Genomic DNA, 11513 nt, shown 5'->3' on the forward strand with positions numbered 1-11513 from the left:
CGGAGAGGTTTAGCCAAAGCCGCCGCGTTCACCAAGCCGCGATCACCAGCTCAGGCGCCGCGTGCCGGTGACGACCGTCCCGTCGGAGTCGCCGAAGCCCATCTCGGTCTCGGGCCGGGGCGGCAGCGGCGCGGTCCCCGCGGGCCAGGCGTGGGTCATCGTCGACCAGCGGACGTCCATGGCGCCCGGGCCGGCGGGCCGCAGGCGCAGGGTCAGGGGCGCGGCCTCCCAGTGGAAGCGGTTCCACCGGCCGGGCTTCACGTCCAGCGCGGCCTTCACCGTCCCCACCTGCTCGACGCGGAGCGGGTGTTGGGGTTGAGGCGCAGGGTGACGGTGCGCGCGCCGGACGGCGGCTGGGCGGTGAGCAGCAGGGTCCCGTCGGCCTGGAGCACCAGGGTCACGGCGGCGGCGGGCAGGGCGATCGGCCTGGCCTGGGCCGCGTCGTGCGGCTGCCGGTAGAGCCAGTGGACGCGCTTGGCCGCCGCGCCGCCGTCGGCGGCCAGCACCCGGTCGGTCCAGGGCGTGCGGTCGAGCAGGCTGAGGCGCGCGGCGCGGCCGGTGTCCTGGTCGAGGTGGTAGAGCACCTGGGTGGCCTGCGGATGCCGCCCGGTCCAGGGCGTGTCGAGGCTCACCCAGACGAGCACGGCGAGGCCGGCGGCGACCGCGATCGGCCCGACCAGACGGGCGGGCGGCGCGCCCTCCTCGGGCTGGGCCAGCGGCCAGAGCAGCACGGCGGCGCTCCAGAACGGCAGGCCCAGCAGTTCGGGCATGTCGAGGCCGAGGAACAGCAGGTGCGCCAGGCCGAAGATCCAGGCGAGGCCCAGCGCCGCCAGCAGGGCGAGGAGGGCGTTGGCGGCGAGGCCCCTGCGCGTGGCCATGGCGGTCGCGGCGGCGCCAAGCCCGGCCAGCAGCAGCGGCCAGGCGAAGGAATAGGCCGCCGCCGGGGCGGCGATCTGGGCGCCGACGGCGGCGAGGAAGGTGAGCGCCAGCACGCCGGTCCATGCGCCGGCCCGGCTGGCCGGCCGGCCGAAGGTCAGGAAACAGGCGACGCCGGCGGCGAGACCGAGGCCCAGGCCCACCGCGTCGAAGCCGCCGAACAGGGACGAGCCCAGGCCGGCCGCCACGGGCACGAGGGCGATCTTGCGCTTGCCCCGGGACATGTCGCTGGCGGCCCAGAGCACGAAGCCCAGGCCCAGCAGGAAGACCGCCGCCTCCCAGCGGCTGACCTGGGCCAGCAGGACGCGCTGCTCGATGAAGCCGAACTCCGCGCCGGTGGCCCGGCGGGCGAAGTGCAGGACGGCGGCGGCGCCCAGGACCGCCGAGAGCAGCCCGCCGGCCCCGCGGGCCGCGCCGAGCCAGGGGAAGGCCTCCATTCGGCGGGCGCGCACCACGCCCAGCGCCAGGAGGCCGCCGGCGGCGGCGAGCACCAGCCAGCCAGCCCAGGCGGGGTAGGCCAGGATCACGTCGCCGAAGATCTGGCTGTAGACGGCGTTCGGCGCCTTTGCCGGCAGGGTCGGCGAGAAGGCGGCGCTGCGGCCGGTGGAGAGCGCCTGGTCGCCCAGGTCCTGCAGGGTGCCGCGGTCCATGTTGGCCGGCGTGGCGGTGGCGGCGTGATAGTCGAACTGCCGGCCGATGAAGGCGTAGTTCAGGCCGGGCACGCCGGCCCTGTTGGACTCCGTGAGATCGGTGTCGTTGGGCATGATCTCGTAGACGAACACCGACAGCGACGAGGACGAGGGCCGGTCGGCGGTGCGGCGCAGCAGGTCGATCAGCTCGCCGTTCTCGGAGCTCGTCTGGAACATCTGCACGCGGCCGGCCATGCCGCGGCTTTCCATGTTGAGGACCAGGCCGATGCGCCGGGCCAGCGGGTCGCGGGCGAAGAAGGCGTTGGCGCCCAGGAGGCCGCTCTCCTCGCCGTCGGTGATCACCACCATGACGTCGCGCACCGGCTCGCCCTGGGCCTTGATGGCGCGGACGATCTCCAGGGCCGCGGCGACGCCGGCCGCGTCGTCGGCGGCGCCGGGCGAGCCCGGAACGCTGTCGTAGTGGGCCATCAGAGCGACGGCGGGCAGGGTGCGGTCGCGGCCGGGCAGGACGCCGACCAGGTTCTCCACGCGCCCGCCATAGGCCCAGGTCTCGCCCCGCACCTCGCGCGACGCGAGCGCGTCGTCGGCGCGCACCTGGGGCTGGAGACCCAGCGCCGTCATGCGGCCGAGCAGGTAGTCGCGGACGCGCAGGTTGGCGGGGCTGCCCATCGGGTGCGGCTCGCGGGCGATCTCGGCCACATCGGTCATGGCGCGCTCGGCCGAGAATTCGGCGGGCGGCGCAGACGCCGGCTGCGGCTCCGGCGGCCGCTCGGTCGCCCAGGCCAGGGCGGCCGCCACAACGATCGCCGCCAGAAGGGCCAGAAGCCGTCCCATATGCCGTTCTCCCCGACGGTCTCTGTTGGGGCGAAGCTAGAGCGGCTGGCGGCAAATGAAAACGCCCGCCGGCGAACCGGCGGGCGCTACGCTCTCCTCAGGCGTCAGGTCGCTTTCAGGCGGCGACCTGGGCCTCCTGCGGGTCGCGCAGCACGTAGCCGCGGCCCCAGACGGTCTCGATGTGGTGCTTGCCGTCCGCCGCCGCCGCCAGCTTCTTGCGCAGCTTGCAGATGAACACGTCGATGATCTTCAGCTCGGGCTCGTCCATGCCGCCGTAGAGGTGGTTCAGGAACATTTCCTTGGTGAGCGTCGTGCCCTTCCGCAGGGAGAGCAGCTCGAGCATCTGGTATTCCTTGCCCGTCAGGTGGACGCGGATGCCGTTCACTTCGACGGTCTTGGCGTCCAGGTTGACGGTGATGTCGCCGGTCTTGATGACCGACTGCGCGTGGCCCTTGGAGCGGCGGACCACGGCGTGGATGCGGGCGACCAGCTCGTCCTTGTGGAACGGCTTGGTCATGTAGTCGTCGGCGCCGCCCGAGAAGGTCTTCACCTTCGTGTCGATCTCGGCGGTGCCCGACAGGATCATGATCGGGGTATTGATCTTGCCGACGCGCAGGGTGCGAAGCACATCCATGCCGCTCATGTCGGGCAGATTCAGGTCGAGAAGGATCAGGTCGTAGTCGTAGATCTTGCCCAGATCGACGCCTTCCTCACCCAGGTCGGTGGTGTAGACGTTGAACCCTTCCGACTTCAGCATCAATTCGATGCTTTGTGCGGTGGCGCTGTCGTCCTCGATCAACAGTACGCGCATTCTGCTCTCCTACTGCGTCCCCGCTCAGCCCCGGACTCCTTGCGGAATCCGCCCCGAAGCTCGCCGTTAAACCTGCCAGCGAGTTAATTTAAGACTGGTTAATGGATTGCTGTGTGTCAGGTCGGAATCGTTAATCTGATTTGAGATTCCGGTACAAGCGGCGGTGTTCGGACCACGAGTCGCAGGCCCGTTGAATCTTTTGTGATTGGACACGGCGGCCGAAGCGAAGGCGCGGCGTCGGGTCGCGGACCACCCCCTTAGGGGGTGGCGAAGGGGCGCAGGGGGCAAATCTTCACGACCTCTTAACGCGGACGCCCGGACCCTGAGGGCCAGTTTTCGAGGGCGTTTCGTGCAGAGCCTTGTGGCCGCGGTCGAGCGGCTGGATCCGTTGAGCGTCTCCGGCCGCGTGGCCGCGGTGAACGGCCTCCTGATCGAGGCCCGGGGCGGGCTGTCGCGCCTGGCGGTCGGCGCGCGGGCGGAGATTACCAGGCATGGTGAACCGCCGCTGGCGGCCGAGGTGGTGGGCTTCCGCGAGACCCGGGCGCTCTTGATGCCTTTCGGCCCGGTGGAGGGCGTGGCGCCCGGCGCCGAGATCCGCATCGACCCGCAGGGCTCGGCCGTGCGTCCGACCAAGGGCTGGCTTGGCCGCATCGTCGACGCCTTCGGCGACCCGATCGACGGGCTGGGGCCCCTGCCGCAGGGCATGGCGCCCTATGCGCTGAAGGCCGCGCCTCCGGCGGCCCACGCCCGCGCGCGGGTGGGCGAGCGGCTGGACCTCGGCGTGCGCTCGATGAACGTCTTCACCACCTGCTGCCGGGGGCAACGGCTTGGCGTGTTCGCCGGCTCTGGCGTCGGCAAGTCGGTGCTGCTCTCCATGCTGGCCAAGAACGCCGACTGCGACGCGGTGGTCGTCGGCCTGATCGGCGAGCGGGGCCGGGAGGTTCGCGAGTTCATCGAGGAGACGCTGGGCGAGGAGGGCCTGCGCCGCGCCGTCGTGGTGGTCGCCACCTCAGACGAGCCGGCCCTGAAGCGCCGCCAGGCCGCCTACATGACCCTGGCCATCTCCGAATTCTTCCGCGACCAGGGGATGGAGGTCCTCTGCCTGATGGACAGCGTGACCCGCTTCGCCATGGCCCAGCGGGAGATCGGGCTGGCGGCCGGAGAGCCGCCGACGACCAAGGGCTACACGCCGACCTGCTTCACCGAGCTGCCGAAGCTCCTGGAGCGCGCCGGTCCGGGGCCGATCCGGCCGGACGGGACCCAGGCCGGGCCGATCACCGGCCTCTTCACCGTCCTGGTGGACGGCGACGACCACAACGAGCCGATCGCCGACGCCGTGCGAGGCATCCTCGACGGGCACATCGTCATGGAGCGCGCGATCGCCGAGCGCGGCCGCTTCCCGGCGATCAACGTCCTGAAGTCGATCAGCCGGACCATGCCGGGATGCCAGCACCAGCACGAGCGCGAGATCGTCACCTCGGCCCGCCGCTCGCTGGCCGCCTTCTCCAACATGGAGGAGCTGATCCGCATCGGCGCCTACCGGCACGGCGCGGACCCGGACGTGGACCGGGCGATCCAGCTCAACCCTTCTCTGGAAGCCTTCCTGTCCCAGAGCCCCGATGAGGCGACCAGCCTCGAGGCGTCGTTCGCGGCGCTGTCGCAGATCCTGAATGAGGTCGCCGCATGAGTTGGGCCGACAGCCTGATCAAGCTCTCGGGCTACGAGGTCGAGACGCTGCAGAAGCGGCTGGCCGAGATCGGCGACCGCCGGCGCGACGCCGAGATGCGGCTGGCCATGCTGTTCGCCCAGGGCGACGCCGAGGCCGCCGCCACCGACCCGACCAACACCGGCGACCTGCTGCGCTTCCTCGAGCACCTGAAGGTCCGCAAGCAGCGCGTCCAGGGCGAGATCGAGATCATCATGGCCGAGGAGTCCGGCGCGCGCGACGCGCTGGCCCAGGCCTTCGAAGAGCAGAAGAAGTACGAGCACCTGGCCGAACAGGCGCGGATCGCCGAGGCGAAGAAGCAGGGCCGCATCGAGGCCGCCGCCATGGACGAGCTGGGCTTACGGAAGTCGGCGCGCTGAACCCACCTTCGCTCGTCCCCGCGCAAGCGGGGACCCAGGTGTCTTGTGTTGTCGAAGTTCGAAGCGCGCTCAGGCCGGAACGGAAAAGGCCTGGGTTCCCGCTTTCGCGGGAATGAGCGGATCTATTGCGGACTCCGCTGCCCCACGCGGGCGCGTTCGGCTTCCACGTCCTGGCGCAGGGCCGTCAGGTCCTCGCTGATCTTGAAGATCGCCACGTAGAACTCGCAGAACGAACGCCACAGAAGCGCCAGCGCGCCGATCACCAGCAGGCCGCCCACCAGCACCGGGACCGCCAGCAGCTTGCCGAAGAAGTTGGGCTCACGGATCGCCACCCCGACCGCGGCGCCGATGGAGCCGAAGGCCCCCAGCGCGATCATGCCGAGGCCCGCCCAGTAGATCAGGTGGATGACCTTGTTGGTCATCAGCTTCTCGAACGTCAGCAGGTCCCAGAGGAGCGCCGCGCCCGCGCCGTGGGGTCGATTGAGAGGTCGCCGCATCCTGATCCCAAGACTCACATGAGAGGAGCTTCACAGGCTCCCTTGGCGGCAACCGCTATCAGCCACAGCGCCGGGTCGCAACGGGCCAGACGCAGGCGCCCGGCGCGACCCTTGGTCCCTCAGAGGAGCTTTCCGATCGCCGCGCCGATGACGCCGGCCACGGCCGAACCCAGCGTCCCGAAGATGAGAATCTGGGGCGGCACGTCCTTCAGCGCCCAGGAAACCGCAATGCCCAGCAGCGCGCAGAGCCCGCCGGCCACCAGCCCGCCCGACAGCGATCCCGGCCAACTTCCGTCGGCGAGTTTCGCATAGAGCAGGCCGGCGGCCAGCGAGATCAGCATGCCGCCGAGCGCGAAGACGTTCTGCTTGATGAAGGCGACGTAGTGGCCGGAGAGCACCATGGCGAGCTGGAGCGCCAGGCCCGCGCCGGTGGCGACGAGGAGGGCCTGCGGGTTCATTGCGCGCCCCCGCTGGCGACCTTGGCGGCCGCCTTGGCGGCTTCCTGCTTCGCCGCCGCGGCTTGCCAGTCGACGGGCCCTTTCACGAAGCTCTCCTTGAGCTTCGTCAGCGAGTAGGCGTTGCCCCAGGCGAAGTGCCGGTAGAGCGTGTCGTAGGGCTCGCCCGGAGCATAGCCGATGGAGGAGAGGGTGACCTTCGTCTGGCCCGGGCCGGCGTCCTCGAACTGGGCGACGCTGACGATGTCGCCGAACTTCTCGCGGCCGGGCAGGCCACTCGGCGCCTGAACGTTGCGGAACACCAGCATGTGGCCCGGCTCGTAGGCCAGGATCTGGTTCTTGATGTTCTCCGGATTGCCGAACTTCGCGGCCGGGTCGTAGCTGGTCTCGATGATCCCGCCCACCTTCAGGTCGACCTGGGCCACCGGCGTCGCCCAGGCGCGGTAGCCCTCGGCGGTGGAGAAGGCGTCGAAGGCCTTCGCGCGCTCGACCGGGACCACCAGCGAGAGCCTGAGCACCCGCTCGCCCTTGCCGTCGACATAGGAGCCGTCGGCGACCTCCGGGAACTGCTTCGGAGACATCTCCTGCGCGAGGGCCGGGAGCCCCAGCGCGACGGCGGCCGTGGCCGCCAGTCCTGTCATTTTCAGGCCCACCAGCATCTTCATCCTGTCGTTCCTTGGGCCGCATCGGACCGTCCGGCGGAGGCGGCCTGCTCCAGCCGGCGGACGTAGTCGCGAAGGTGCGAGATCGAGGCGTCGAAGGCGTCGAGGGTCCGGTGGGTGCGCGACTGCATCACCCCGCCCTCCATGGTCGTGAGCGTGAAGACCGCCAGCCCGCGCCGGTCGAGGTCGGCGGGCAGCCGGTCGCCGGCGGCGACCAGGCATCGCTCCACATGGTCCACCCAGCCGTCGAAGTTCTTAGAAAGCAGCTCGCGGACCGGCGGATCCGGCTCGTGCAGCTCCAGCGCGATGGAGCCGATCGGGCACCCGTAGAGGCAATCGGTGGCGGCGAGCATGCCGCGATAGGCGCCCAGCAGGGCGAACACCCGCTCGATGTGGTCCTCGACCCCCGCCCAGGCGGGGGCCAGCAGCATGGGCTCGATGCCCTGCCGGTAGGTCTCCAGCACGGCGACCAGCAGGTCCTGCTTGGTGGGGAAGGCGTGGTAGAGGCTGCCCGAATTCGCGCCCGCCTCGCGCAGGATGTCCTGCACCGAGGTGGAGAGGTAGCCCTTCTCCCCGAACAGCCGCAGCGCCGCGAAGATCAGCCGGTCACGGGTCGGCAGCTCGTCCATCGCGGTCCCTTGATTGATCATTCAACCAAGCACAGCCTGAACGGTGATTCAAGTTCGCCGAACCGAGTACGACGCCGAGTCCTAGATCGTGCCGACGGTCTTCAGCCGGGCCCGGGGGTGGATCTCGTTCTGGCTCATCACCGGGGTCTGGCCCCGGAACCGCTCGACGATCGACCGGACGTAGGGCCGGATGGTCGGGCTGGTCAGCAGCACCGGGCTCTCGCCCGAGAGGGCGGCGCGCTCGAAGGTGTCGCGGACGCCGCGGATGAACTCCTGCAGGCGCGACGGGGGTAGGGCGAGCTGCTTCTCCTCGCCCTGGCCCACCAGGGCGTCGGCGAAGGCGTATTCCCATTCCGGCGACAGGGTGACGATCGGCAGGGCGCCGTCGTCCCCGCGGTAGGAGAAGCAGATCTGGCGGGCCAGCCGCGAGCGGACCTGTTCGACCAGGTTGGTGATCGAGGCGGTGTGCGGCGCGGCCTCGCCGATGCCTTCCAGGATGGCGGGCAGGTCGCGGATCGAGATGCGTTCGCGCAGCAGGGCCTGGAGGACGCGCTGGACCGAGGTGGCGGTGACCACCGAGGGGATCAGGTCGTCGGCCAGCTTCTTCTGCTCCGCCGGCAGTTCCTTGATCAGCTTCTGGACCTCCGCATAGGAGAGCAGGTCCGGCATGTTCTCCTTGAGGATCTCGGTCAGGTGCGTGGTCAGCACCGTGGCCGGGTCGACGATGGTGTAGCCGCGGAAGGTCGCCTCCTCGCGCAGGCTCTCGTCGATCCAGGTGGCCGGCAGGCCGAAGGCCGGCTCGCGGACGTGCTCGCCGGGGAGCTCCACCTGGCCGCCGCGCGGATCCATGGACATCAGCTGGCCGAGACGGACCTCGCCTGCGCCGGCCTCCATCTCCTTGATGCGGATGCAGTAGCCCTGAGAGGGCAGACGCATGTTGTCGAGGATCCGGACGCTGGGCATCACGAAGCCGAAGTCGGCGGCGAGCGTCCGGCGCAGCGCCTTGATCTGGTCGGTGAGCCGGCGGCCCTCCAGGTCATTGATCAGGCCCAGCAGGCCGTAGCCGAGCTCGATCTTGATCTCGTCGATGGCCAGGGTCTGGCCGATGGACTCCTCCTGCTCCTCGGCCTCGGCCGGCGCGATCTCGATGGGCGCGGGCTCGTTGGCCTTCTGGCTTCGCCGCCAGGCGAGCGCGCCGGCGCCGAGCGCGATCAGGGCGAAGGGGATCATCGGCATGCCCGGGATCAGGGCGATGACGCCCGACGAGGCGGCGACCATGCCCAGGCTGATCGGGTTCATGGCCAGCTGGGTGACGAGCGCCTTGTCGGCCGAGCCTTCGACGCCCGACTTCGACACCAGGAAGCCGGCGGCGATGGAGATGATCAGGGCGGGGATCTGGGAGACCAGGCCGTCGCCGATCGTCATGATCGTATAGCTCGAGAAGGCCTCGCCGAGCGGCACGCCATGCTGCACGACGCCGATCAGGATGCCGCCGATGATGTTGATGGCGACGATCACCAGGCCGGCGATGGCGTCGCCCTTCACGAACTTCGAGGCGCCGTCCATGGCACCGAAGAAGGTGCTTTCCTGCTCCAGTTCCTTGCGGCGCAGCTTGGCGGTGGGCTCGTCGATCAGGCCGGCCGACAGGTCCGCGTCGATGGCCATCTGCTTGCCGGGCATGGAATCCAGGGTGAAGCGTGCGGCCACTTCGGCGATCCGGCCCGAACCCTTGGTGATGACGACGAAGTTCACCAGCACCAGGATGGCGAAGACGATCACCCCGATGACGAAGTTGCCCCCCATCATCAGGTTGCCGAAGGCCTCGATGATCTGGCCCGCCCCATGCGTGCCCTCGTGGCCGTGGCCCAGGATCAGGCGCGTCGAGGCGATGTTGAGGCCCAGGCGGTAGAGCGTGGTGACCAGCAGAACCGTCGGGAAGGCGGTGAACTCCAGCGGCCGCTTGATCAGCATGGCGGTCATCAGGATCAGCACCGAGCTGGCGATCGAGATCGCCAGGAAGGCGTCCAGCATGAACGCCGGCACCGGCAGGATCAGGATGACGATGATCGCCCCGAGGCCGAGCGCGAGCGCGACTTCGCCGCGTGCGAACCAGCCCCACATCTGGCGTGGGGTCGGACGCTGGCCGCCCAGCGTCAATCGGCCCGTATCGGTCACTCTACCCCCAACCCAAAATCAGCCCTGACAAGCGCCCGCTACGCGGCGCTCGCACCCATCTGCGGAGCCGGGACCGCGACGCCCGCCTCCGTGTATTCCTTCAGCTTGTTCCGGAGCGTCCGGATGGAGATGCCCAGGATGTTGGCCGCGTGCGTGCGGTTGCCCAGGCAGTGCTCCAGCGTGTCCAGGATCAGCCTCTGCTCCATCTCGGCGACCGTCTGGCCGACGAAGGCGCGGCTGGCGGTCTCGGCGGCGAAGGACGCCGCCTGGGCCGTGCGCACGCCCGGATCGGCGGCGGCCAGCGGCTGGCCGTCCGGCAGGCGGATGGCGCCTTCCTCGATCTCCGGCCCGGAGGAGAGCAGGACCGCCCGGTGCATGGCGTTCTCGAGCTCGCGCACGTTGCCCGGCCAGCGGTGCAGGGTCAGGCGGCGGCGCGCCTCGGCCGACAGCGGCCGGTCCGGCACGCCGTTGGCGGTCGCGTACTTCTTGATGAAGTACTCGGCGAGCGCGACCACGTCGGCCGGGCGCTCCCGGAGCGACGGGATCTTCAGGTTCACGACGTTCAGGCGGTAGAGCAGGTCCTCGCGGAACGTCTGTTCCTTCACAGCCTGGACGAGGTCGCGGTTCGACGTCGCCAGGATGCGGATGTCGACCTTCACGGGCTTGGCGCCGCCGACCCGGTCGATCTCGCGCTCCTGGATGGCGCGCAGCAGCTTGGCCTGCAGGCGGGCGTCCATCTCGCTGATCTCGTCGAGCAGCAGCGTGCCGCCGTTGGCCTCCTCGAACTTGCCGATGCGGCGGGCCACGGCGCCGGTGAAGGCGCCCTTCTCGTGGCCGAACAGCTCGCTCTCCAGCAGGTTCTCCGGAATGGCCGCGCAGTTCACCGAGATGAACGGCTTCTGGGCCCGGCGGGACTTCTGGTGGACGTAGCGGGCGATGACTTCCTTACCGACCCCGCTCTCGCCGGTGATCAGGATCGAGGCGTCGGAACCGGCGACCTGGTCGGCGAGCGCGATGACCTGGTGCATCGCCGGGTCGGTGACGACCATCGGACGGTTGTCGTCGGAGACGGCGGCCAGCACGGCGGCGATCAGCTCGGCGTCCGGCGGCAGGGGGATGAACTCCTTCGCACCCGCCTTGATCGCGGCGGCCGCGCCGACCGCGTCGGCGCCGATGCCGCAGGCCACCACCGGCACCCGGATCCGCTCCGCCTCGTTGGCGGCGATAAGGCCGGCGATGTCGAGCTCGTAGTCGACCATCAGCAGGTCGGCGCCCTGGCCCGCGCGGAGCGCATGGGTCGCCTGGCTGATGCTTTCCACGTGGCTGACCTTGGCGCCCGCGCTCATCGCCAGTTTGACGGCGGTTGAGAGCTGTCCGTTCAGTCTGCCGACGACCAGAAGCCGCATGATTGTCTCCCTTCTCGAGGACGCGCGAAGCCGTCAGGCCGCGGCGTCGCCGTCCTTGATGATTTCGGTCATGGTCACGCCCAGGCGCTCGTCGACGATGACGACCTCGCCCCGTGCGACCAGGCGGTTGTTCACGTAGATGTCGATGGCCTCGCCGACCTTGCGGTCGAGCTCGAGCACCGAGCCCTGGGCCAGCTCGAGGAGCTGAGCCACGGAAAGGCTGGCGCGCCCGAGCACGGCCGAGATGTTCACCGGCACGTCGAAGACGGGCGCGAGGTCGGTGGCGGTCTTCTCCTCGCCGCCGATGGTCTCGGGCAGCGGGCCCTCGCCCGGGGCGAATTCGTCGAGCTTGAGATCGTTCTCGGACATGGGC

12 protein-coding genes are annotated in these 11513 nt (G+C 70.0%); 2 read left to right on the top strand and 10 right to left on the bottom strand.

Annotated elements, in window-relative coordinates; genetic code table 11:
* Window positions 1-42: 42 nt before the first annotated feature.
* From LRS04_RS12145 to ctrA, 3 genes are all read right to left on the bottom strand, one after another.
* Complete coding sequence (locus LRS04_RS12145) at window positions 43-279, bottom strand: hypothetical protein (protein ID WP_257816597.1); 237 nt, start codon at window positions 277-279, stop codon at window positions 43-45.
* On the bottom strand, window positions 276-2420 hold the full coding sequence (locus LRS04_RS12150; protein WP_257816598.1) for a M20/M25/M40 family metallo-hydrolase: 2145 nt from the start codon (window positions 2418-2420) through the stop codon (window positions 276-278). Before LRS04_RS12150 ends, LRS04_RS12145 begins: the two co-directional genes overlap by 4 nt.
* Before the next feature lie 115 nt (window positions 2421-2535).
* On the bottom strand, window positions 2536-3231 hold the full coding sequence (ctrA, locus tag LRS04_RS12155; protein ID WP_257816599.1) for a response regulator transcription factor CtrA: 696 nt from the start codon (window positions 3229-3231) through the stop codon (window positions 2536-2538).
* 349 nt (window positions 3232-3580) lie between these two features.
* On the opposite strand from ctrA, the gene fliI reads away from it, so the two are divergent.
* Together fliI and LRS04_RS12165 are read left to right on the top strand one after the other, a co-directional pair.
* Window positions 3581-4918, top strand: coding sequence for a flagellar protein export ATPase FliI (gene fliI / locus LRS04_RS12160; protein WP_257816600.1), 1338 nt, complete (start codon window positions 3581-3583; stop codon window positions 4916-4918).
* Window positions 4915-5316: a flagellar FliJ family protein gene (locus tag LRS04_RS12165; protein WP_257816601.1), complete on the top strand. Its 402-nt coding sequence runs from the start codon at window positions 4915-4917 to the stop codon at window positions 5314-5316. Before fliI ends, LRS04_RS12165 begins: the two co-directional genes overlap by 4 nt.
* A gap of 122 nt (window positions 5317-5438) precedes the next feature.
* On the opposite strand, the gene LRS04_RS12170 is transcribed toward LRS04_RS12165, so the two are convergent.
* The 7 genes from LRS04_RS12170 to fliN form a co-directional block, all read right to left on the bottom strand.
* Entirely contained in the window at window positions 5439-5813 is a 375-nt protein-coding gene (locus LRS04_RS12170) for a DUF4282 domain-containing protein (protein WP_257816602.1), read from the bottom strand.
* Window positions 5814-5932: 119 nt separating this feature from the next.
* Window positions 5933-6271 carry a hypothetical protein gene (locus LRS04_RS12175; RefSeq protein WP_257816603.1) on the bottom strand — a complete coding sequence of 113 codons (339 nt, stop codon included), beginning with the start codon at window positions 6269-6271 and terminating at the stop codon, window positions 5933-5935.
* Window positions 6268-6933: an SRPBCC domain-containing protein gene (locus LRS04_RS12180; RefSeq protein WP_257816604.1), complete on the bottom strand. Its 666-nt coding sequence runs from the start codon at window positions 6931-6933 to the stop codon at window positions 6268-6270. The genes LRS04_RS12175 and LRS04_RS12180 overlap by 4 nt, the downstream gene beginning before the upstream one ends.
* Window positions 6930-7559: a TetR/AcrR family transcriptional regulator gene (locus LRS04_RS12185; protein WP_257816605.1), complete on the bottom strand. Its 630-nt coding sequence runs from the start codon at window positions 7557-7559 to the stop codon at window positions 6930-6932. The genes LRS04_RS12180 and LRS04_RS12185 overlap by 4 nt, the downstream gene beginning before the upstream one ends.
* Window positions 7560-7640: 81 nt before the next feature.
* Window positions 7641-9680, bottom strand: a complete 2040-nt coding sequence (gene flhA, locus LRS04_RS12190) for a flagellar biosynthesis protein FlhA (RefSeq protein WP_257819091.1) — start codon at window positions 9678-9680, stop codon at window positions 7641-7643.
* A 92-nt stretch (window positions 9681-9772) separates the two neighbouring features.
* Window positions 9773-11140, bottom strand: coding sequence for a sigma-54-dependent Fis family transcriptional regulator (locus LRS04_RS12195; protein ID WP_257816606.1), 1368 nt, complete (start codon window positions 11138-11140; stop codon window positions 9773-9775).
* Between the two features lie 33 nt (window positions 11141-11173).
* Entirely contained in the window at window positions 11174-11509 is a 336-nt protein-coding gene (fliN, locus tag LRS04_RS12200) for a flagellar motor switch protein FliN (RefSeq protein WP_257816607.1), read from the bottom strand.
* Window positions 11510-11513 lie beyond the last annotated feature (4 nt).

It is taken from the genome of Phenylobacterium sp. J367, assembly GCF_024699985.1.
Lineage (GTDB): Bacteria > Pseudomonadota > Alphaproteobacteria > Caulobacterales > Caulobacteraceae > Phenylobacterium.

What these genes read in the sequence shown, in the direction of transcription:
- LRS04_RS12150 (WP_257816598.1), bottom strand. Translation starts at nt 2,420, where the DNA reads ATGGGACGGCTTCTGGCCCTTCTGGCGGCGATCGTTGTGGCGGCCGCC.
- ctrA (WP_257816599.1), bottom strand. Translation starts at nt 3,231, where the DNA reads ATGCGCGTACTGTTGATCGAGGACGACAGCGCCACCGCACAAAGCATC.
- LRS04_RS12165 (WP_257816601.1), top strand. Translation starts at nt 4,915, where the DNA reads ATGAGTTGGGCCGACAGCCTGATCAAGCTCTCGGGCTACGAGGTCGAG.
- LRS04_RS12170 (WP_257816602.1), bottom strand. Translation starts at nt 5,813, where the DNA reads ATGCGGCGACCTCTCAATCGACCCCACGGCGCGGGCGCGGCGCTCCTC.
- LRS04_RS12175 (WP_257816603.1), bottom strand. Translation starts at nt 6,271, where the DNA reads ATGAACCCGCAGGCCCTCCTCGTCGCCACCGGCGCGGGCCTGGCGCTC.
- LRS04_RS12180 (WP_257816604.1), bottom strand. Translation starts at nt 6,933, where the DNA reads ATGAAGATGCTGGTGGGCCTGAAAATGACAGGACTGGCGGCCACGGCC.
- LRS04_RS12185 (WP_257816605.1), bottom strand. Translation starts at nt 7,559, where the DNA reads ATGGACGAGCTGCCGACCCGTGACCGGCTGATCTTCGCGGCGCTGCGG.
- flhA (WP_257819091.1), bottom strand. Translation starts at nt 9,680, where the DNA reads ATGTGGGGCTGGTTCGCACGCGGCGAAGTCGCGCTCGCGCTCGGCCTC.
- LRS04_RS12195 (WP_257816606.1), bottom strand. Translation starts at nt 11,140, where the DNA reads ATGCGGCTTCTGGTCGTCGGCAGACTGAACGGACAGCTCTCAACCGCC.
- fliN (WP_257816607.1), bottom strand. Translation starts at nt 11,509, where the DNA reads ATGTCCGAGAACGATCTCAAGCTCGACGAATTCGCCCCGGGCGAGGGC.